This is a genomic window from Tabrizicola sp. T46, from assembly GCF_057219895.1.
The window spans coordinates 369,381-389,433 of sequence record NZ_JBXVVV010000002.1; the positions used below are offsets into that span (position 1 = coordinate 369,381).

At 67.1% G+C, this 20,053-nt stretch carries 18 protein-coding genes and 1 tRNA gene; 9 read left to right on the forward strand and 10 right to left on the reverse strand.

The annotated features are described in order from the left end of the window. Nucleotides 1-84: 84 nt before the first annotated feature. Nucleotides 85-1,380: a serine hydroxymethyltransferase gene (gene glyA / locus AC2D9V_RS09370; RefSeq protein ID WP_484713804.1), complete on the reverse strand. Its 1,296-nt coding sequence runs from the start codon at nt 1,378-1,380 to the stop codon at nt 85-87. Between the two features lie 204 nt (nt 1,381-1,584). Here glyA and AC2D9V_RS09375 point away from each other — a divergent pair, with 204 nt between their 5' ends. Then, nucleotides 1,585-2,343, forward strand: a complete 759-nt coding sequence (locus AC2D9V_RS09375; RefSeq protein WP_484713805.1) for an NAD kinase — start codon at nt 1,585-1,587, stop codon at nt 2,341-2,343. 55 nt (nt 2,344-2,398) lie between these two features. Here AC2D9V_RS09375 and AC2D9V_RS09380 read toward each other — a convergent pair whose 3' ends face one another. The 4 genes from AC2D9V_RS09380 to AC2D9V_RS09395 form a co-directional block, all read right to left on the reverse strand. Beyond that, nucleotides 2,399-3,826 carry a sigma-54-dependent transcriptional regulator gene (locus tag AC2D9V_RS09380; RefSeq protein WP_484713806.1) on the reverse strand — a complete coding sequence of 476 codons (1,428 nt, stop codon included), beginning with the start codon at nt 3,824-3,826 and terminating at the stop codon, nt 2,399-2,401. Then, nucleotides 3,826-4,188: an Hpt domain-containing protein gene (locus AC2D9V_RS09385; RefSeq protein ID WP_484713807.1), complete on the reverse strand. Its 363-nt coding sequence runs from the start codon at nt 4,186-4,188 to the stop codon at nt 3,826-3,828. The genes AC2D9V_RS09380 and AC2D9V_RS09385 overlap by 1 nt, the downstream gene beginning before the upstream one ends. A gap of 57 nt (nt 4,189-4,245) precedes the next feature. Further along, entirely contained in the window at nt 4,246-6,132 is a 1,887-nt protein-coding gene (locus AC2D9V_RS09390) for a propionyl-CoA synthetase (RefSeq protein ID WP_484713808.1), read from the reverse strand. Nucleotides 6,133-6,396: 264 nt separating this feature from the next. Beyond that, nucleotides 6,397-8,676 (reverse strand): NADP-dependent malic enzyme, encoded by a 2,280-nt coding sequence (locus AC2D9V_RS09395; protein WP_484713809.1) that lies wholly within the window; start codon nt 8,674-8,676, stop codon nt 6,397-6,399. 139 nt (nt 8,677-8,815) lie between these two features. Here AC2D9V_RS09395 and AC2D9V_RS09400 point away from each other — a divergent pair, with 139 nt between their 5' ends. The 7 genes from AC2D9V_RS09400 (at nt 8,816) to AC2D9V_RS09430 (ending at nt 14,875) form a co-directional block, all read left to right on the forward strand. Then, nucleotides 8,816-9,901, forward strand: coding sequence for a cupin domain-containing protein (locus AC2D9V_RS09400; protein WP_484713810.1), 1,086 nt, complete (start codon nt 8,816-8,818; stop codon nt 9,899-9,901). A gap of 85 nt (nt 9,902-9,986) precedes the next feature. Then, nucleotides 9,987-10,400 carry a cytidine deaminase gene (locus tag AC2D9V_RS09405; RefSeq protein WP_484713811.1) on the forward strand — a complete coding sequence of 138 codons (414 nt, stop codon included), beginning with the start codon at nt 9,987-9,989 and terminating at the stop codon, nt 10,398-10,400. Further along, nucleotides 10,397-11,707: a thymidine phosphorylase gene (locus AC2D9V_RS09410; RefSeq protein ID WP_484713812.1), complete on the forward strand. Its 1,311-nt coding sequence runs from the start codon at nt 10,397-10,399 to the stop codon at nt 11,705-11,707. The genes AC2D9V_RS09405 and AC2D9V_RS09410 overlap by 4 nt, the downstream gene beginning before the upstream one ends. A gap of 1 nt (nt 11,708) precedes the next feature. Further along, entirely contained in the window at nt 11,709-12,905 is a 1,197-nt protein-coding gene (locus AC2D9V_RS09415) for a phosphopentomutase (RefSeq protein WP_484713813.1), read from the forward strand. Between the two features lie 67 nt (nt 12,906-12,972). Next, the gene (locus tag AC2D9V_RS09420) at nt 12,973-13,950 is read left to right on the forward strand and encodes an adenosine deaminase (protein WP_484713814.1); all 978 of its coding nucleotides are present in this window, start codon (nt 12,973-12,975) and stop codon (nt 13,948-13,950) included. Next, nucleotides 13,951-14,583: a uracil phosphoribosyltransferase gene (gene upp / locus AC2D9V_RS09425; RefSeq protein ID WP_484713815.1), complete on the forward strand. Its 633-nt coding sequence runs from the start codon at nt 13,951-13,953 to the stop codon at nt 14,581-14,583. A gap of 1 nt (nt 14,584) precedes the next feature. Beyond that, on the forward strand, nt 14,585-14,875 hold the full coding sequence (locus AC2D9V_RS09430) for a hypothetical protein (protein ID WP_484713816.1): 291 nt from the start codon (nt 14,585-14,587) through the stop codon (nt 14,873-14,875). A gap of 6 nt (nt 14,876-14,881) precedes the next feature. Here AC2D9V_RS09430 and AC2D9V_RS09435 read toward each other — a convergent pair whose 3' ends face one another. Next, nucleotides 14,882-15,904, reverse strand: coding sequence for a hypothetical protein (locus AC2D9V_RS09435; RefSeq protein WP_484713817.1), 1,023 nt, complete (start codon nt 15,902-15,904; stop codon nt 14,882-14,884). Nucleotides 15,905-16,047: 143 nt separating this feature from the next. Here AC2D9V_RS09435 and AC2D9V_RS09440 point away from each other — a divergent pair, with 143 nt between their 5' ends. Further along, nucleotides 16,048-16,980, forward strand: a complete 933-nt coding sequence (locus AC2D9V_RS09440; protein WP_484713818.1) for a DMT family transporter — start codon at nt 16,048-16,050, stop codon at nt 16,978-16,980. Here AC2D9V_RS09440 and AC2D9V_RS09445 read toward each other — a convergent pair. From AC2D9V_RS09445 to AC2D9V_RS09460, 4 genes are all read right to left on the reverse strand, one after another. Then, nucleotides 16,938-17,531, reverse strand: coding sequence for a thymidine kinase (locus tag AC2D9V_RS09445; RefSeq protein WP_484713819.1), 594 nt, complete (start codon nt 17,529-17,531; stop codon nt 16,938-16,940). The two genes, AC2D9V_RS09440 and AC2D9V_RS09445, sit on opposite strands and share 43 nt — an antisense overlap. A 252-nt stretch (nt 17,532-17,783) precedes the next feature. Continuing rightward, complete coding sequence (locus tag AC2D9V_RS09450; protein ID WP_484713820.1) at nt 17,784-19,121, reverse strand: DEAD/DEAH box helicase; 1,338 nt, start codon at nt 19,119-19,121, stop codon at nt 17,784-17,786. A gap of 336 nt (nt 19,122-19,457) precedes the next feature. Further along, a tRNA-Ala gene (locus AC2D9V_RS09455) sits at nt 19,458-19,533 on the reverse strand. Between the two features lie 115 nt (nt 19,534-19,648). Next, on the reverse strand, nt 19,649-19,984 hold the full coding sequence (locus tag AC2D9V_RS09460; RefSeq protein ID WP_484713821.1) for a TIGR02300 family protein: 336 nt from the start codon (nt 19,982-19,984) through the stop codon (nt 19,649-19,651). Nucleotides 19,985-20,053: the final 69 nt, after the last annotated feature.

A 20,053-nucleotide genomic window follows, 5' to 3' on the forward strand; every position in this document is an offset into this window, starting at 1 on the left:
TGGCCCAGGCACCTGTGCCCGCGACGAGGGCCAGGACCGTCAGCCGGCGGACCAGCCTTCGGGCCCGGCCCGGCCGCATAAGCTTTAGAGGTCCGGGTAGATCGGGAAACGGGTGCAGAGCGCCTCGACCTCGGCCTTCACCTTGGCCTCGACCGCGCCGTTGCCGTCTTCGCCGTTGGCGGCAAGGCCATCGACCACCTCGATGATCCAGCGGGCGATCTGGCGGAATTCGGCCTCACCGAAACCGCGGGTGGTGCCGGCCGGGGTGCCGAGGCGGACGCCGGAGGTGATCGTCGGCTTTTCGGTGTCGAAGGGGATGCCGTTCTTGTTGCAGGTGATGTGGGCGCGGCCGAGGGCCTTTTCGGTGGCATTGCCTTTCACGCCTTTGGGGCGGAGGTCGACGAGCATGAGGTGCGTGTCGGTGCCGCCGGTGACGATGTCGAGGCCGCCCTTCATCAGCTCATCCGCCAGCGCCTGGGCGTTCTTGATGACCTGGGCCTGGTAGGACTTGAACTCGGGGCGCAGCGCCTCGCCGAAGGCCACGGCTTTCGCCGCGATCACATGCATCAGCGGGCCGCCCTGGATGCCGGGGAAGATCGCCGAGTTGACCTTCTTGGCGATGTCCTCGTCATTCGTCAGGATCATCCCGCCGCGCGGGCCGCGGAGCGTCTTGTGGGTCGTGGTGGTGGCGACATGCGCGTGCGGGAAGGGCGAGGGGTAGAGGCCCGCCGCGACGAGACCGGCGAAGTGCGCCATGTCGACGAGCAGGTAGGCGCCGACCGAATCCGCAATCTCGCGCATGCGCTTGAAGTCGATGATCCGGGGAATGGCGCTGCCGCCGGCAATGATGAGCTTCGGCTTGTGCTCGGTCGCCAGCTCCTGGAGCTGGTCGTAGTTCAGCGTCAGGTCCTGCTTCCGGACGCCGTACTGAACGGCGTGGAACCACTTGCCCGACTGGTTCGGGGCAGCACCGTGGGTGAGGTGGCCGCCAGCGTCGAGCGACATGCCGAGGATGGTGTCACCGGGCTTCAGCAGGGCCTGGAACACGCCCTGGTTGGCCTGGGAGCCGGAGTTCGGCTGGACGTTCGCGAAGCTACAGCCGAAAAGCTTGCAGGCGCGGTCGATGGCAAGGTTTTCGGCTACGTCGACATACTGGCAGCCGCCGTAGTAGCGCTTGCCGGGGTAGCCTTCGGCGTATTTGTTGGTCATCACCGACCCCTGCGCTTCCATCACGGCGCGGGAGACTATGTTCTCGGACGCGATCAACTCGATCTCGTGGCGCTGGCGGCCAAGCTCCGCAGTGATCGACCCGAAAAGCTCGGGGTCGCGGGAGGCGAGGGATTCGGTGAAAAAGCCGGTGTCGCGGTGCGGGGCGTTCATGGAGTGTCCTCTCGCCAAGTCGGGTCAAAGCCCGTATCTAGATCAGGAGGTGGCTGTCGAAAAGGCAGGAAAACGACAAGTTCGGCCCCCGGCGCGAAATAATCTTGCGGGAAGGGGGCGCGGGGACCCACTGGCCGGGGTTGAGTTTGCCTTGCGTCCCGGCCAAGACTGGCCACTGGGGTCTGGCTTACCGGGGGAACAGGCGTGCGGATCAGGTTCACAGCCAGCAGGGCACCGGCGGCGGTTTCCGCCTTCGCCGCCCTGACCGCGCGCTATGGGCAAGCCGAGGCGCGACGGGCCGAGGTGATCGTGGCGCTGGGCGGGGACGGGTTCATGCTGCAGACGCTGCACGAGGCGCAGGGGCGCGGGCTGCCGGTCTATGGCATGAACTGCGGCACGATCGGGTTCCTGATGAATGCCTATGCCGAAGCCGACCTGGCCGAACGGCTGCAGGCGGCGGAGGAAACGGCGATCCACCCGCTGGCGATGCGGGCGGTGAATGCGAAGGGCCGGGTGACCGAGGCGCTGGCGATCAACGAGGTTTCGCTTCTGCGGCAGGGGCCGCAGGCGGCGAAGCTGCGGGTGCTGATCGACGGGCGCGAGCGGCTGGCGGAACTGGTCTGCGACGGGGCACTGGTGGCCACACCGGCGGGATCGACGGCCTACAACTATTCGGCACACGGGCCGATCCTGCCCATCGGGTCGGATGTGCTGGCCCTGACGGCGATGTCGGCTTTCCGGCCAAGGCGGTGGCGGGGGGCGCTGCTGCCCTCGACTGCCGTCGTGCGGCTGGAGGTGATCGAAGGGGAAAAGAGGCCGGTGATGGCAGATGCCGACAGCCGGTCCTCGGTCCGCGATGTGGTCAGCGTCGAGGTGCGGTCGGTGCCGGAGGTCACGCATCGGCTGCTGTTCGACCCGGGGCACGGGCTGGAAGAGCGGCTGATCGGCGAGCAGTTCACCTGAGAGCGGCTCCTCGTGCGACTTCGTCTTCTCGTCGCCTGACCCTGGCGAGGCGCGGTCAGCCTGCCTCGGCCTTCCAGCCTTCGATCTTGCGGTAGAGCGTTGACGGCGAGACGTCGAGCACCCGCGCGGCCTTGGGGATCGATCCGCCATGGCGGGCCACGGTCGCTTCGATCAGGCGGCGTTCCGCTTCGGCCAGGGTGAGGCCGACAAGGCTGTCGGCGGTGGGCAGCTGGGGTGCTGGTTCAAGGGTGCGGGGCACCTCGGCCAGCATCGGCGCGGCATCGGCAAGGCCGGGGGGCAGCATGTCGAGCGTGACCCAGCCGCCGGGGTTCAGGACCACGACGTTGCGGATCACGTTCAGCAGCTGGCGGACGTTGCCGGGCCAGGGCAGGCGGGGCAGAAGCGCCCGCACCTCGGGGCTGAGGCCGAGGAATTCGCGCCCCTCTTCGCGGGCAAAGCGGAAGAGGGCGGCCTCGGCGATCTCGATCACGTCCCGGCCGCGGTTGCGGAGGGGGGGCATGTGGATCGGGACGACGAAGAGGCGGTAGTAGAGGTCCTCGCGGAACTGGCCGCGGCGGACGGCATCGACCGGATCACGGTTCGTGGCGCAGACGATGCGGACGTTCACCTTCTTTGGCCGGGTGGCGCCGACCGGCTGAACGGTCGAGGTCTGGAGGAAGCGCAGGAGTTTTGTCTGCAGCGCCGGGGCCATTTCGCAGATCTCGTCAAGGAAAAGCGTGCCGCCATCGGCGGCGGCGGCGGCGCCGGGCTTGTCGGAGATTGCGCCCGTGAAGCTGCCCTTCATGTGGCCGAAGACTTCGGATTCCAGAAGGTCCTGCGGGATCGCGCCGCAGTTCAGCGCGATGAAGGGGCCCGAGGCGCGGGCTGACCCGGCGTGCACGGCAAGGGCGCAGAGTTCCTTGCCGGTGCCGCTTTCGCCGGTGATGAAGACCGTAGCCATGGACCGCGCGACCGAAGCGATGGTGGCATGGATGCGGGCCATCTCATCCGACGAGCCGATGAACCCGGCGATCTCGGTCTGGCTGGAAAGGTCGGGTCCGGCTGCCGCGAGCGCGGCAGGGGCGGCAGGGGACCGGGCGCGGCGTTCGGCAAGCGCGTTCTGCACCGTACTGAGGAGACGGCCTTCGTCGAAGGGCTTGACGAGGAAGTCATGTGCCCCGGCCCGCATCGCGTCGACCGCAAGGTTGACCGACCCGTTCGCAGTGATGGCAATGATGCTGGTCTGCGGTTGGGCGGCCAGCATGGTCTGCATCAGTTTGAGGCCGTCGCTGTCGGGCAGGACAAGGTCCATCAGGACGATGGCCGGCTGCAATGTGTTGAACTGCGCCAGTCCCTCGGCTGCAGTTCCTGCCACGGCAACCCGGTAGCCGGCCCCGGTCAGGATCGAGCGGTAGACCATCTGCAACGAGAGCGTGTCTTCGATCAGAAGGATCGGGGGGCGGGCGGAAGCGGCGGGTTTCATCAGTGGCTCGCGAAGGGATCGGGCGTGGCCCGGACGATGTCGATAAGGCGCGTGAGGTCGGGCGCAACATGTGCGTAGACCTCGGCCATCGCGTCGCCGTTGCGATCGTGGGCAGCCGAATTCAGTGCCTGCGCCTGGGCCTGGAGCGCAAGGGCCCCGGCAGACCCGGCGAGCGACATCAGGACATGGCTTGCCTCGCGCAGCGCCGGCCAGTCCTGCCGCATCGTCGCCGCTGCAAGATGACGCGCGCAATCCGTGAGGTCACGGTCAAGCTGGGTCAGGAAGGAACGCGCCTCGGTCGGGCCGACAATGTCGAGAAGCCGCCGCAGGCGGTCAGGATCGAACCGGAGCGGAAGGGGCAAGTTTTGCATAATGCAAAGATTGCCCGAACCGGCGGCCCGTGTCCAGCAAGGCTTTGGTCAGCCTTTTGCGAGGCCGAGTGATCGCAGCGCCGCCGTGATCTCGTCCAGGATCGCGGGATCGTCGATGGTCGCAGGCATCTTCCAGGGCTGGCTGTCGGCGATCTTGACCATGGTCCCGCGGAGGATCTTGCCCGAACGGGTCTTGGGCAGGCGGTCGACGACGACAGCGCGCTTGAAGTCGGCGACGGGGCCGATCTGGTCGCGGACCAGCTTCACGCATTCCTTCACCACCTCGTCATGCGGGCGGTTCGATCCCTTGTTGAGGCAAAGGAAGCCCAGCGGCGACTGGCCCTTGAGATCATCGGCGACCCCGATGACGGCACATTCGGCAACATCCTTGTGGCTGGCCAGAACCTCTTCCATCGCGCCGGTGCTGAGGCGGTGGCCGGCGACGTTGATGACGTCATCGGTGCGGGCCATGATGTAGAGGTAGCCGTCGGCGTCGATGTAGCCCGCATCGCCCGTCTCGTAATAGCCGGGGAAGTGGTTGAGGTAGGATTTGCGGAAGCGGTCCTCGGCGTTCCAGAGGGTGGGAAGGGTGCCGGGGGGCAGGGGCAGCTTGATCGCGATGGCGCCAAGCGTGCCCGGGCTGACGGGGTGGCCACCTTCGTCAAGGACCTGCACGTTGAAGCCGGGCATCGCGACCGAGGGGCTGCCGATCTTGACCGGAAGCGCCTCGATCCCCAGGGGGTTGGCGGCGATGGCATAGCCGGTTTCGGTCTGCCACCAGTGATCGACGACCGGGACCTTGAGGTGCCGCGAGGCCCAGTGGATCGTGTCGGGGTCGGCTCGTTCCCCGGCGAGATAGAGTGCCTGAAGGGTGGGGAGCGCGGGGACGAGCTTGCCATCCGGATCTTCGCGCTTGATCGCGCGGAGGGCTGTGGGTGCGGTGAAGAAGGCGCGGACCTTGTGTTCGTTGATCACGCGCCAGAAGGCGGCGGCGTCCGGGGTGCCGACGGGCTTGCCTTCGTAGACCACAGTGGTGCAGCCGGCGATCAGGGGGCCGTAACAGATGTAGCTGTGGCCGACGACCCAGCCAACGTCGGAGGCGGCCCAGAAGACATCGCCGACCCCGCAGTTGTAGATCGCGCGCATCGTCCAGTTCAGCGCGACGAGGTGCCCGGCGGTGGGCCGGACGACGCCCTTCGGCGCGCCGGTCGTGCCGGAGGTGTAAAGGATGTAGGCCGGGTGGTTGCCCGGCACCGGCACGCAGTCGGCGGGGGTGACGCCGTACTGGAACTCATGCCAGGCAACGTCGCGGCCGGGGGTGAGCTTGGCCACCTCCTGCTCGCGCTGGAAGATCACGCAGAAGTCGGGCTTGTGGGTGGCCTGGTCGATGGCGGCGTCGAGGAGGGGCTTGTAGTGGACGACGCGCGACGGCTCGATCCCGCAGGAGGCGGCGATGATCGCCTTGGGGGTGCAGTCGTCGATGCGGACGGCAAGCTCGTGGGCCGCGAAGCCGCCGAAGACGACGGAGTGGATGGCGCCAAGCCGGGCGCAGGCAAGCATCGCCTCCAAGGCCTCGGGGACCATCGGCATATAAATGATGACGCGGTCTCCCTTCTGGATGCCCTTTGCGCGCAAGGCCCCGGCGAGGCGGGAGACGCGGTCCTGAAGCTCTGCATAAGTGATGACGTGTTTCGTGCCGGTGACCGGGCTGTCGTGGATGATCGCGGGTTGCTTGCCCCGGCCGGCGAGGATGTGGCGGTCGACGGCGTTCCAGCAGGTGTTCACCTCGGCGTCGGTGAACCATTCGTACAGGGGCGCGCGGTCGGTGTTGAGGGCTTTGGCGGGTTTCTTCACCCAGTCGATGCCCCCGGCGGCGGAAAGCCAGAACCCCTCCGGGTCCTTCTGCCATTGTCCGTAGACCTGTGCATAGCTCATCGCGATCTCCCCCCGCCGATGTCTCCTCGGCTGATGTGGTATGCGATGGGATGCCGGTTGCGCAACGGTGTTACCGGTAGCGGGCCGCGACTTCTTTGCAGAATTTGCGGCAGCCATGGGCAAATATTTGCAAACCACGGCCAGGCTGCAAAGTCGGTTGCCGGGCAAGCGCGGGTTTTGCAAAGGGGGGCGGAGTTTTCGAAAACTCCGCACCGGAGCCCTTGAAGGCTCCGGCACGATTTCTTCGAAGAAATCGGCCCCGCTTCAGCCGTAATGCGCCACGGGTGTGCCCGCGATGGCGGACATGTTCAGAAGTCCCCGCGCGGTGATGGCGGGGGTCACCACGTGGGCCTTGTTGCCCATGCCCATCAGGATCGGCCCGACCTCCAGCCCCCCCGCCTTGACCTTGAGGATGTTGCGTACGCCCGAGGCGACCTCGGATGAGGCGAAGACCAGCACGTTCGCAGCCCCTTCGTAGCGGCTGCCGGGCAGGAGACGGTCGCGGATCGACTGGTCGAGGGCGGCGTCGATGTTCATCTCGCCTTCATAGGCGAAGTCGGGCTCGCGGGTGTCGAGCATCTCGAGCGCGTCGCGCATCCGCCGGGCCGAGGCGTTGTCGATGTTGCCGAACTGGCTTTGCGTGCAAAGCGCGATCTTCGGCGTGACGCCGAAGCGGCGGACGTGGCGGGCCGCGCCGATCACGGTCTGCATGATCTGTTCCGGCGTCGGTTCGGAATGGACATGGGTGTCGGCTATGAAGAGGGGACCGTCTTCCAGGATCATCAGCGAGAGGGCGGCGACGGGGTGCAGCCCGCCCCGCGCAAGGATCTGGCGGACATAGGAGAGGTGCCAGTTGAACTGTCCGAAGGTGCCGCAGATCATGCTGTCGGCTTCCTCGCGATGCACCATGATTGCGGCGATGGCGGTGGTGTTCGTCCGCATCACGGCGCGGGCGATGTCGGGGGTGACGCCGCGGCGGGCCATGAGTTCGTGATAGGCGCCCCAGTAATCGCGGTACCGGTGGTCGTTTTCCGGGTTCACGAGGTGGAAGTCGCGGCCCGGCCGGATCGGCAGGCCGGCGCGTTCGCAGCGCGCCTCGACCACCTCGGGTCGGCCGATCAGGATCGGGAGGTCGTTCGTTTCCTCGAGCATCGCGTTGGCGGTGCGCAGGACGCGTTCATCCTCGCCTTCGGCAAAGACGATGCGGCGGCTGGCAAGCTTTGACGCCTCGAAGACGGGGCGCATGATGAGGGCGGACTTGAAGACCGAGCCGTCGAGGTTGCGCTTGTAGGCGTCAAGGTCCGGCAGCGGGCGGGTCGCGACGCCGGTTTCCATCGCGGCCTTAGCCACGGCCGAGGCTACGACGCCGATCAGGCGGGGGTCGAAGGGTTTGGGGATCAGGTAATCGGGGCCGAAGCTGAGGGTTTCGCCCCGGTAGGCGGCGGCTGCCTCGGCCGATGTCGTGGCGCGGGCGAGGGCGGCGATGCCTTCGATGCAGGCGATCTCCATCGCGTCGTTGATTTCGGTGGCTCCGACATCGAGAGCACCCCGGAAGATGAAGGGGAAGCAGAGGACGTTGTTGACCTGGTTGGGGAAATCCGACCGCCCGGTGGCGATGATCGCGCCGGGGGCTACTTTCCGCACCTCATCGGGCAGGATTTCCGGCGTGGGGTTCGCAAGGGCGAAGATGATCGGGTTCGGGGCCATCGCCTGCACCATCGCGGGCGTGAGGACACCTGGGCCGGAGAGGCCGAGAAAAAGGTCGGCCCCGGCGATGACATCGGCCAGCGTGGCCGGGGTGGTGCCCTGGGCGAAGGCTTCTTTCTGCGGGGTCATCTGGGCAACGCGGCCCTTGTAGACGAGGCCTTCCAGATCGCAGAGCCAGACATTCTCGCGCCGGACACCCAGTTTCACCAGCATCTCGAGGCAAGCGATGCCGGCAGCCCCGCCGCCGGTCGAGACGACCTTTATGTCCTGGAACCGCTTGCCGGCAACGATCATCGCGTTGGTCGCGGCGGCACCCACGACGATGGCGGTGCCGTGCTGGTCGTCGTGGAAGACCGGGATCTTCATCCGCTCGCGGCAGAGGCGTTCGACGACAAAACAGTCGGGGGCCTTGATATCCTCAAGGTTCACCGCGCCGAAGGTGGGTTCCAGCGCGCAGACGATGTCGGCAAGCTTTTCGGGATCGGGTTCGTTCACCTCGATGTCGAAGCAGTCGATGTTGGCGAATTTCTTGAAGAGGACGGCCTTGCCTTCCATCACCGGCTTCGAGGCCAGCGCGCCGATGTTGCCAAGGCCGAGGACGGCGGTGCCGTTCGAGATGACGGCGACAAGGTTGCCCTTCGAGGTGTAGCGGCTGGCGGTCGCAGGCTCGGCCTTGATCTCGAGGCAGGCCTCGGCCACGCCGGGAGAATAGGCGCGGGCCAGGTCGCGACCGTTGGCCAGCGGTTTCGTCGCGCGGATCTCCAGCTTTCCGGGCTTGGGAAACTCGTGATAATCCAGCGCCGCCTGCCGCGCGTTGTCGTGCCGAGCCTCGTCCATTCACCCCTCCCGCAGAACTGGTTTAACGTTAAACCAGTTTTGGCCTTACACCAGATCGCCGCTGGTTGAAACCGTTTCGCGCCCGGCTTGCAAATCCCTGCCGTGCCGGACACCATGCCGCCATAGCACGGGGAATGCCATGACGGAAACGGGGACGGAAGTGCGGGCCGAGGTTCGGTTGCCGACAAAGGAACTGCGGGATGACCTGCCGTTCTATACGAAGACGCTCGGCTTCCGGCTGGACATGATCTTTCCGGCGGACAACCCGGAGGTCGCGGTCCTTTCCGGGCATGGGCTGCGGTTGCGCATCCAGAAAGGCGCGCCCGAGGCGCCGGGGACGCTGCGTATTCTGACGGATGATCCGGGGTTCGCGGGTGGCAAGAAGGCGCTGGTCGCCCCGAACGGAACGAAGATAGAGGTCGACGAACTGAACCCGCCGGTGGTGACGCCCGCGACCGAGCATGCCTTCGTCGTGCGCCGTCTGGCCGACCAGGCGCCCTGGGTGATCGGGCGGGCGGGCATGGAGTATCGCGACCTGATCCCGAGCCGCCTTGGCGGGGCGATGATCGCCAGCCACATCCGGGTGCCGGATGGCCCGGTGCCGGACATGGTGCATTTCCACAAGGTCGGGTTCCAGCTGATCTTCTGCGTCGCCGGTTGGGTCGATGTGCTTTACGAGGACCAGGGCGGCATCCGGCGCATCCATGCCGGGGACTGCTTCATCCAGCCGCCGGGCATCCGGCACAAGGTGCTGCATTCCGAGGGCGTGCAGGTGGTGGAGATCGGCGTCCCGGCCGAGCATATCACCGAGATCGACCACGAGATGACCCTGCCCACGCCGCATTACCGGCCCGAGCGGGAATGGGACGGCCAGCGCTTTGTTCATGACATCGGGAAGGACGGAGTGTTCAAGCCGTTCCGCATTCCCGGTTTTGAGGCGCGGGATACCGGGATCAATGCGGCGACGAAGGGCGTGGCCTCGGTCATGGTGGCGCGGCCCGTGGGTCCGGCCCCCTGGACGGTGCATGAGGGGGATATCCTTTTCACCTTCGTGATGACGGGCGGGATGACGCTGGAGGGTGAGGGCAAGGACCCCTACCGGCTGGAACCGGGCGACGCCTTCGTGATCCCGCCGGGGATGGCGACGCGCTATGCGGAGGCGACACCGGACCTGGAGCTTCTGGAGGTGACGCTTCCCGGCAACCCGGCGACGCGGGTGGTGTGACGCTTCCTCGTGCGCCTTCGGCTTCTCGTCGGAGAGACAGCGACACGCTTGCGCAAGCTTCCGCTTCGGCTCACACTCTGACCAAATGGTCAAGGAGGGCGCAGGGATGACGCTTCTGGAAATGGCGACGGCGGTCAGGGAACGCGCCTATGCGCCCTATTCCCGGTTCAAGGTGGGCGCGGCCCTGCGGTCGACCACGGGCGCGGTGCATGTGGGCTGCAATGTCGAGAACGTGGCCTACCCCGAGGGCACCTGTGCCGAGGCGGGGGCGATCGCCGCGATGATCGCGGCAGGCGACACGCGGATTGGCGAGGTCTGCGTCATCGCCGACAGTCCTGATCCCGTGCCACCCTGCGGCGGCTGCCGGCAGAAGATCGCCGAGTTTGCCGGGCAGGACGTGAAAGTCACGCTCTGCACGACCGACGGCAAGCAGAAGGTGATGACGGTGGCCGAGCTTCTGCCCGGCGTCTTTACGGCTGACCACATGGCACGGACGTGACCGACGCCCGCACGATCATCGCGACGATCCGCGACGGGGGGCAGCCGTCAGGTGATGACCTGCGCTGGTTCGCCGGTGGTCTTGCCTCGGGCGCGGTCACGGATGCACAGGCGGGGGCCTTTGCGATGGCGGTCCTTCTGAAGGGCCTGTCGGAGGAGGGGCGGGTCGCGCTGACGCGGGGCATGCGCGATTCCGGTCGCGTGATGGCCTGGGACCTGCCGGGGCCGGTCGTCGACAAGCATTCCACCGGCGGGATCGGGGATTGCGTGTCGCTGCTCCTTGCCCCGGCGCTGGCGGCCTGCGGGGCCTATGTGCCGATGATCTCGGGGAGGGGGCTGGGGCATACCGGGGGGACGCTGGACAAGCTGGAGGCGATCCCGGGGTTCCGGACCGGGCTGACCGAGGCCGCGTTCCGCAAGCAGGTGGGCGAGCTGAAATGCGCGATCGTCGCGGCAAGCGCCGACCTCGCGCCCGCCGACAAGCGGCTATACGCGATCCGGGATGTGTCGGGCACGGTGGAGTCGATCGACCTCATCACCGCGTCGATCCTGTCGAAGAAGCTGGCGGCGGGGCTGGAGGCGTTGGTCCTGGACGTGAAATGCGGCAGTGGCGCCTTCATGAAGACGCCGGAGCGGGCCGAGGCGCTGGCGAGGGCGCTGGTGGCGACGGCACAGGGCGCGGGCTGCATGACGAGTGCGCTGATCACCGACATGTCGCAGCCGCTGGCCACGGCGGCGGGGAATGCGCTGGAGGTGATCGAGGTGATGGAGACGCTGACCGGAACCTCGGTCAACACCGCCCTGTGGGACCTGACGGCGGCGCTGGGCGGCGAGGCGCTGGCGCTGGCCGGGCTCGCGGCGGACCCCAAGGACGGGGCGGGGCGGATCGCGCAGGCGCTGGAATCCGGGGCGGCGGCCGAGATCTTCGGGCGGATGGTGGCGGCGCAGGGCGGGCCTTCGGATTTCGTGGAGCGCTGGCCGGACCGGCTGCCCTCGGCCCCGGTGATGATCGAGGTGCCGGCGCTGGCGGACGGCTATGTAACGGCGATCAACGGCGAGGCGCTGGGGCATGCCGTGGTGCATCTGGGTGGCGGTCGGCTGCGCGAGGGGGACAAGGTGAACCCCTCGGTCGGACTGTCGGACCTAGCCGGGATCGGCGAAGAGACGGGCGCAGGTGTGCCGATCGCCATGGTCCATGCGGCGACCGAAGCGGCGGCTGAGGCTGCGGTGCGGGCGGTTCAGGCGGCATATGTCATCGCCCCGGAGATGCCGGAGGAACCCGCCCTGATCCAGAAGAGGATTGCCTGAGATGCCGCGCGCCTTCCTGATCGTGCTGGATTCGGTCGGCTGCGGTGGTGCGCCGGACGCGGCGGAGTTCGGCGATGCCGGGTCGAACACCCTGGCCCATATCGCCAAGGCTTGTGCCGCGGGGCGGGCCGAGACGGGGCGGACGGGTGCGCTGAAGCTGCCAAATCTGGATGCGCTGGGGCTTGGGGCGGCGATCCGGCTAGCTTCGGGTGCGGCGACACCGGGGCTGGATGCTGTGCCATCGGGGCTCTGGGGGGCGGCGACCGAGGTGTCGCGCGGCAAGGACACACCCTCGGGGCACTGGGAACTGGCCGGCGTGCCGGTGCCCTGGGACTGGACCTATTTTCCCGACATGGTCCCGGCTTTTCCGGATGACATCGTGGCCGAGGTCTGCCGGTTGGCGGGAACGGACGGTATCCTCGGGAACTGTCATGCCTCGGGCGTGCCGATCATCGCCGAGCATTGCGAGGAACACCTCCGGACCGGCTGGCCGATCTGCTATACCAGCGCCGACAGCGTCTTTCAGATCGCCGCGCATGAAGAGGCGTTCGGGCTGGAGCGCCTCTTGAAGCTCTGCAAGGACCTTGCGCCGATGCTGCACGCCCGGAAGGTGGGCCGCGTGATCGCGCGGCCCTTCACCGGGACTTGCGGGGATTTCAGGCGGACCGCGAACCGGAAGGATTTTGCCATTGCGCCACCGTCGCCGACGCTGCTCGACTGGGTGGCGGATGCGGGACGGGCGACCCATGCGGTTGGCAAGATCGGCGATATCTTCTCCATGCGCGGGATCGAGAAGCTGTGGAAGGGGAAGTCGGATGCTGATCTTTTCGAACATCTTTTTCGGCTTGGGGAAGAAGCTGAGGAGGGTTCCTTGACCTTTGCGAACTTCGTGGAGTTCGACACGCTTTACGGCCACCCCCGCGATGTTTCCGGCTATGCCCGTGCGCTGGAGTGGTTCGATGCTGCGCTGCCGCGGTTTCTGGCGACGCTGCAGCCGGGGGACCTTGCGCTCTTCACCGCCGACCACGGCAATGACCCGACCTGGCGCGGGACCGAGCATACGCGCGAACGGGTGCCGGTCGTTGGCTGGGGCGTCGGCGCGCGGGAGGTGGGCCTTTGCGGGTTCGTCGATGTGGGGGCGAGCGTGGCGGCGCATCTGGGGGTGCGGAGCGAGGGGCCGGGGCGGAGTTTCCTGTGACTGGCCCCCGGGGGTTTCACACCCCCGGACCCCCGTGGGATGTTTGTAGACGAAGAATGAGGCTGGGATGAACGGATTGCCGAAGGTCGAGTTGCACCTGCATCTGGAAGGTGCGGCACCGCCGGCCTTCATCGCGGGGCTGGCGAAGGAAAAGCATCTGGACATATCGGGCATCTTCGACGCGCGGGGGCATTACCGCTACAAGGACTTCTGGGATTTCCTGAAGGTCTATGAGGCGGCGACCTCGGCCCTGCAAAGCCCGCAGGATTACGCGCGGCTGACCCTTGCGGTGCTTGAGGAATCGGCCAAGTCCGGTGTGGTCTATTCCGAGACCTTCCTCAGCCCCGATTTCTGTGGCGGGCGGGATGTGGGGGCCTGGAAGGAATACCTTCACGCGATGCAGGAGGCGGCGGATCAGGCCGAGCGGCAGATGGGGATCACCCTGCGGGGGATCATCACCTGCATCCGGCATTTCGGGCCGGAAAAGGCGAGGGAGACGGCGCTTTGCGCGGCCGAGACGGCGGGGGACTGGATCGTCGGTTTCGGGATCGCGGGGGACGAGAAGGTGGGGGCCCCGAAGGATTTCCGCTGGGCCTTCGACTGCGCGCGCGAGGCGGGGTTGCGGCTGACGGCCCATGCCGGGGAATGGGGCGGGCCGGACAGCGTGCGGGACGCCGTGCGTGACCTGGAGGTCGAGCGGATCGGGCATGGGGTGCGGGCGATCGAGGACCTGGCGCTGGTTGACGAACTGGCCGAGAAGGGGATCGTGCTGGAATGCTGCCCGGGGTCGAACGTCACGCTGGGGATCTACAAGACGTTTCGCGACCATCCGATTGCCGAACTCGACCGGCGCGGCTGCAAGGTCACGATCTCGACCGACGATCCGCCCTTCTTCCACACCACGATGGCGCGGGAATACGAGGAACTTCACAAGGCCTTCGACTGGGACGAAGGGCAATTCCGGCGGATCGCAAAGGCCTCGCTTGACGCGGCATTCTGCGACGCGGATACCAAGGGACGGATCGCGAAGCTTCTGGAGGCATGAATGCTGGATCACCTGACCGTCGTCAGTCACCCCCTGGTCCAGCACAAGCTGACGCTGATGCGCGAGAAGGACACCTCGACCGCGTCGTTCCGGAAGCTTCTGCGCGAGATCAGCCTGCTTCTGGCCTATGAGGTCACGCGCGAGTTGCCGATGACGACGAAGCGGATCGAGACCCCGCTGGAAGAGATGGACGCCCCGATGATCGAGGGGAAGAAGCTGGCGCTGGTGTCGATCCTGCGCGCCGGAAATGGTCTTCTGGACGGGATTTTGGAGCTGATCCCGGCGGCGCGGGTCGGGTTCGTGGGGCTTTACCGCGACCCCGAGACGCTGCAGCCGGTGCAATACTACTGCAAGCTCCCTGAGAAGATGGAGGACCGGATCGCCATCGTTGTCGATCCGATGCTGGCGACGGGCAACTCCAGCGCGGCGGCGGTGTCGCTGTTGAAGAAAGCGGGGGCGAAGCAGATCCGGTTCCTGTGCCTCCTGGCCGCGCCGGAAGGGATCGCCAGGATGAAGCAGGCACATCCGGACGTGCCGATCGTCACGGCGGCGGTGGACAGCCATCTGAACGATCACGGCTATATCGTGCCGGGCCTGGGCGATGCCGGGGACCGGATGTTCGGCACCAAGTGAGATGACCAAGGGCCGGGCAATCCTGCGCGCTGCGGCTGTCTGGGCGGTGCTGGCCGGGCCTGCGGTGGCCGAGTTGCCGGGCCCCGCCGAACTGCCGCCGAAGGACTACGCCGGGCAGCAGTATGTCGACAGCAAGGGCTGCCTCTTCCTGCGGGCCGGGCCGAAGGGCAACGAAAGCTGGATCCCGCGCGTGACGCGCGACGGGGTGCCGATCTGCGACCAGCCGCCTTCGGGTCGTCGGGTGCCGGTGGCCGGGGAAGATCCTGAAGCCGGCGAGACGGCAAGTCCTTGACGGCGCTCAGGTGCTGCAGATGCCTTGCAGCGACACCCAGTCCTCATCGGGAATGAGTGGAGAGGGCGCGAGGCCCTTGTAGGGGTCGCCGCTGACCAGCCCGCCTGTCACGGTCCCGTCAGGATCGACTGCCACGGCGTAGGGCGTGGCCGGGACCTGCGCGGCGGTGAAGGCCTCGATCAGGGTGGCATCGGGCAGGGCGACCGGCTGGGCGCGGAGCGCGGCCTCACCATACCCTTCGATCGCGGCATCGGACAATTCGGCCGTGGTCAGAAGCTGGAAGGTCGCGCGGAGGCCCGCGTGTTTCAGAAGCGGCACGATCGGATCGGCGCTGCGGGAGCGGAGGCGTTCCACCAGCGCGGCCCCCGCCAAAGCCTCGGGTCCGTTCGCCTCTTCCGCAAGGCGGCGGGGCAGGATGATGACATCGCCGGGGAAGTGGAGCGGCTGCTCGACCCCTTCGGGCATGATGTAGAGGATGGGCGTGTCGACCGGGCCGAAGACCCGTTCGGAAAGGCCTGCAAGCGCCTGAAGGCCCAGCTGGTTGTCGCAAGGCGCGCCGGTCACGCGGGCAAGGTCGTCAAGCAGGCGCTGGCCGATCTCGGCCCGCTGAGCCGGGGGGACGACCGATGCGGTATGGGTGACAAGCGCCCCCGGCAGCCAGAGCAGCGCCAGCGCCACCACCGCCAGCGCCGTGCCGCCAAGGATCAGGCCACGCAGCCTTCCGGGCCGGGCCGTGGCCGCCCGGACGGCGGACCGGACCGCCTCGAGCGCTGCGATCATGTCGGGGTCGGTGAGCTCCAGGCTTTCGTCGCTGTCGGCCCCCGGGGCAAAGACCGGCGGTTCCTGCCCCCGGTTGATGCGTTCGACGGCTGGAAGCGACCAATGGCTGACCGCTTCGCCGCTTTTCGGGTCCGAAAGGACAAGCGTCGCATCACCCAGCCGCACCAGCACCTCGCGGCGCTGGTCAAGCGGCGTTTCGCGCCAGAGGCCCGAGCATTCCAGCCGCTGATACTTCTTCAGTGCCGTCATCGGGCCCGTTGGTTTCTGCCTGTTTTGCCGGAAGCTTAGCGCCTGAACGCGGCGGCCACAATCACCGACGGGAGGTCGCGTTCAGGCGGGCGGAGGCGGTTTCGCTGGGCCATGAGGGTGGGACGTGAGAAGGACTGACACGCGTGACACCGAACCGGACCCTTGCCGCATTTGGCGCCGTGCTGATCTATGCCTTCGTCATCGCCTTCACCGACAATTACGTGCGGGTGATCGCGGCCGATGGCGGGCTCTGGCAGTTTCACGCCACCCGGACGGCGATGGCCTTCGCGATCCTTGGACTGGTGGCAGTGCCCCTGGGGCTGCGGCTCTGGCCGAAACGCCCCGGCCCCGTCCTCGCGCGGTCGGCCATTCATGGCGCGGCGATGCTGATCTATTTCGGGGCGCTTGCCTTCCTGCCGGTGGCGCAGGTCGCGGCCGGCCTCTTCACCGCGCCGATCTTCGTGCTTCTGATCCAGCGTGTCGCCTACGGCCAGCCGATCCGGGGCCTGCAGGTCCTTGCCGTGGCCGTGGGCTTTGCCGGGGTCGTGCTGGTACTTGGTCCCGAAGCGGTGACTGGGGCGACCTTTGCCGCCCTGCTGCCGATCATCGCCGGGGCGCTTTACGCGATGGGCAACATCGCCACCCGCGAATGGTGCGCGGGCGAGACGGCCGAGACGGTGGTGGCCGGGTTCTTCGGCATGCTGGGGGTGATGGGGCTGGTCGGGATGGCCGTCCTCTGGGCCTTTCCGGTGCCGGTCCCCGAGGGGGCGGAAGGGTTCCTGCAACGCGGGCCGGTCTGGCCGAGCGGCAGTTTCCTCTGGTGGACCTTCGTGCAGGCGGCGGGGTCGTTGCTGGGCGTGGGCATGATCGTGAAGGCCTACCAGATCGCCGAGGCCTCGAAGGTCTCGGTCTTCGAATACGTCATCCTGCCTGCCTCGGCAGCCTGGGGCTTCTTTCTTTGGGGCGAAACGCTTGGCTGGACGGCGATCGCCGGCATGGCGCTGATCGTGCTGGCGGGCGTGTTGATCGCGCGTCAGTCGTCGGCAGACCTGTCGCCCACTGCCTCGCGCCAGTGACGGCGGCAGAGGCTGACATAGGTTTCATTCCCGCCGATCACCACCTGTTCGCCTTCCCGCAGCGCCCGCCCGTCCGGCCCCTTGCGGACGACCATGGTGGCCTTCTTGCCGCAATGGCAGATCGTGCGGACCTCGCGCATCTCGTCGGCCCAGGCGAGAAGGGCGGCCGAACCGGGAAAGAGGTTGCCCTGGAAATCGACGCGCAGGCCGTAGCACATCACCGGAACGCCAAGGTCATCGACCGCGCGGGCAAGCTGCCAGACCTGGTCCTTCGACAGGAACTGCGCCTCGTCGATGAAGACGCAGGCGACAGGTCCTTGCGAAAGCCGGGCCTTCAGTTTGGCGAAAAGATCCTCGCCCGGGGCGAAGGTGTCGGCGGGTTCACCAATGCCAATCCGGCTGGCGATCCGGCCCTCACCCGCGCGGTTGTCGAATTGCGCGGTGATGAGGTAGGTCACCATCCCGCCTTCGCGGTAGTTGTGCGACGCCTGCAGAAGCGAGGTCGATTTCCCCGCGTTCATGGTGGAGTAGTGGAAGTAAAGCTTGGCCATAGGTGCAAAGCCTAGCGGATCGGCGCGGGAGGCTGCAAGCCGATGGCGGGGTCCGCCGCCGAGACCGTGAGGTTACGGACCAGGCAAGCCTGACCCCAGCAGCGGCGGACCCTTGACACCAGCCGGCCTGAAACGGCCGGCGCACTCGTTACCACCCCGGCATTGCCGGTTACGCCACTATACCGAACCAAGTTTTCTCCAGGATTAACGAAGCCCGTCGGGCCCGGAAAAGGTTGCTGCATCCGGCGGGGGTCAGCCCGGACGGCGCTTCTGACCACCATCGGTGCGGCGCGGTGCGAAGCTTCCGCCCTGCGGCTTGCCGCCGGCCTGGCGCGGCTTCTGACCGCCGGGGCGCTGGCCCGGTGCGGGGGGCTTGGAGCCCGGCTTCTGCCCGCCCGGGCGCCCCGGACGCTGGCCACGGTTCTGGCCGGGCTTCGGTGCCGCCGCAACGATCTCGGCCGACCAGGGCGCGCCGCCAAGGACCGGGATCGGCTTTTTCAACAGCTTCTCCACGGCCTGAAGCTCGCCCATCTCGGCGGGGGCGCAGAAGGCGACCGCCGTTCCTGCCGCCCCGGCCCGGGCGGTGCGGCCGATGCGGTGGACGTAGTTTTCCGGCACGTTCGGCATGTCATAGTTGTAGACGTGGCGCACCGTCGGGATGTCGATCCCGCGCGCGGCGACGTCGGTCGCGACCAGCACGTCAAGCTCGCCATTCCGGAACTCGGTCAGGGTGCGGTCGCGCTGGTTCTGGCTTTTGTTGCCGTGGATGGAGCCGACCTTGAAGCCCCAGGTCGCCAGCAGTTTCGCCAGCTTCTCCGACCCGTGCTTCGTCCGCCCGAAGACCAGCGCCTGCTCGCCCGGGTGCTTTTTCAGGTACTCTTCCAGAAGCTTTGCCTTGTCGCCGTTCGGAATGAAGTGGACACCCTGCACGATCTTTTCGGCGGGCTTCCCCGGCGGGGCGACCTGCACCTTCACCGGATCGCGCAGGTAGGTGTCGGCAATCTCGCCGATGTCCTTCGGCATGGTCGCGCTGAAGAGAAGCGTCTGGCGTTTCAGCGGGATGTGCTTGGCGATCTTCCGCAAGCTGTGGATGAAGCCCATGTCGAGCATGTGGTCGGCTTCATCGAGGACAAGGTAGCCGCATTTCTCTAGGGAAACGTCGCCGCGTTCCAGAAGGTCGATCAGGCGGCCCGGGGTGGCGACCAGGACGTCAGTGCCCTTCGACAGCGCCTGCGCCTGCTTGAAAAGGCTCGCGCCGCCGACGACCATGGTGACCTTGACGGCTGTGCCCTTGGTGAAGACCTCGAAGTTGTCCTTGATCTGGGCGATGAGTTCCCGCGTCGGCGCAAGGATCAGCGCGCGGACATGCTTCGGCCCCGGCGGATGGCCGAGGTCGAGCAGGCGGTGCAGAAGTGGCAGCCCGAAGGCGGCGGTCTTGCCGGTGCCGGTCTGGGCAAGGCCCATCAGGTCGCGGCCCTGCATGATATGGGGAATGGCCTGCGCCTGGATCGGCGTGGGCTGCTTCAGGGTAGTTTTCTCCAGCGCCTTTAGGATCGCGGGGGACAGGCCGAGTTCGGCAAAAGTGGTCATGGTTCTTCCAACAGCAAAGGGCACGCGACCCTCGCCCCGGACGAATGCCCGTGACCGTGCCGCGATGCGGCGCCCCTGCGTGACGGTGGGAACCTGGTATCCGGGCCTTTCGGTGCTCACGCGGCACGGGCGTCGGACAGGGCGGACATGGGGGGAGAGGCGCCGGAAGTCAAGCAGGTTCTGTCCGGACGGGGTGGGCGGGAGCCGGGCCGTGGTGTCTTTAGCCGGATCAGCGGCTCTTGCCTCCGCGCTGGCCGGTTGGCCCCCACCCTGCACCCGGCGACCCGCCGAAAAAGAAAAAGGGCGGTGAAAACCGCCCCTTCCTCAGGTCTCTGTTGGTGGAGCCAGGGAGGATCGAACTCCCGACCTCTTGAATGCCATTCAAGCGCTCTCCCATCTGAGCTATGACCCCACCGGAGAGAGACATCGCGGCGTTCCCGCAGCGATGCCGGGTGTCTAAGTCAGGTCGCGGGGGGGTGCAAGGGGGAAAATTGCCCCCGAAACACGCCCACGCACCCCGGTCCGGATCAGACCTCTTCCTCGTCGCCGGCCACATCGGCCAGGTCGTCGAGGCTGACGTTGTCGTCGGCGTCGTCTTCCAGAAGATCGTCGTCGAGTTCCGTATCTTCGGCGGCGCCGGCGGGCAGGAGGTCATCATCGGCCTCGATATCCTCGACGAGCACATCATCGTCCTTCTCGGGAACGGCGCGCGAGATCACGCTGGCGGCCATCTTGCGACGGACGGATTCGATGTCCACGACCTCGCCCGTGTAGGGGCTGACGATCGGGGTTTTGTTCAGGTCGTAAAAGCGCTTGCCGGTGGTCGGGCAGATGCGCTTCGTGCCCCATTCTGCTTTGGGCATGGTCATCCCTTTGAGGTGTGGGTAACGCGAAAGCTGCCGCTTGCCACAGGTGCAGGCGACTGTCAAAGG

Bases quoted from the DNA above. Each gene is read 5' to 3' on its own strand.
- glyA (WP_484713804.1), bottom strand. From the start codon at position 1,380: ATGAACGCCCCGCACCGCGACACCGGCTTTTTCACCGAATCCCTCGCC.
- AC2D9V_RS09380 (WP_484713806.1), bottom strand. From the start codon at position 3,826: ATGAAACCCGCCGCTTCCGCCCGCCCCCCGATCCTTCTGATCGAAGAC.
- AC2D9V_RS09390 (WP_484713808.1), bottom strand. From the start codon at position 6,132: ATGAGCTATGCACAGGTCTACGGACAATGGCAGAAGGACCCGGAGGGG.
- AC2D9V_RS09395 (WP_484713809.1), bottom strand. From the start codon at position 8,676: ATGGACGAGGCTCGGCACGACAACGCGCGGCAGGCGGCGCTGGATTAT.
- AC2D9V_RS09400 (WP_484713810.1), top strand. From the start codon at position 8,816: ATGACGGAAACGGGGACGGAAGTGCGGGCCGAGGTTCGGTTGCCGACA.
- AC2D9V_RS09405 (WP_484713811.1), top strand. From the start codon at position 9,987: ATGGTCAAGGAGGGCGCAGGGATGACGCTTCTGGAAATGGCGACGGCG.
- AC2D9V_RS09415 (WP_484713813.1), top strand. From the start codon at position 11,709: ATGCCGCGCGCCTTCCTGATCGTGCTGGATTCGGTCGGCTGCGGTGGT.
- AC2D9V_RS09420 (WP_484713814.1), top strand. From the start codon at position 12,973: ATGAACGGATTGCCGAAGGTCGAGTTGCACCTGCATCTGGAAGGTGCG.
- upp (WP_484713815.1), top strand. From the start codon at position 13,951: ATGCTGGATCACCTGACCGTCGTCAGTCACCCCCTGGTCCAGCACAAG.
- AC2D9V_RS09430 (WP_484713816.1), top strand. From the start codon at position 14,585: ATGACCAAGGGCCGGGCAATCCTGCGCGCTGCGGCTGTCTGGGCGGTG.
- AC2D9V_RS09435 (WP_484713817.1), bottom strand. From the start codon at position 15,904: ATGACGGCACTGAAGAAGTATCAGCGGCTGGAATGCTCGGGCCTCTGG.
- AC2D9V_RS09445 (WP_484713819.1), bottom strand. From the start codon at position 17,531: ATGGCCAAGCTTTACTTCCACTACTCCACCATGAACGCGGGGAAATCG.
- AC2D9V_RS09450 (WP_484713820.1), bottom strand. From the start codon at position 19,121: ATGACCACTTTTGCCGAACTCGGCCTGTCCCCCGCGATCCTAAAGGCG.
- AC2D9V_RS09460 (WP_484713821.1), bottom strand. From the start codon at position 19,984: ATGCCCAAAGCAGAATGGGGCACGAAGCGCATCTGCCCGACCACCGGC.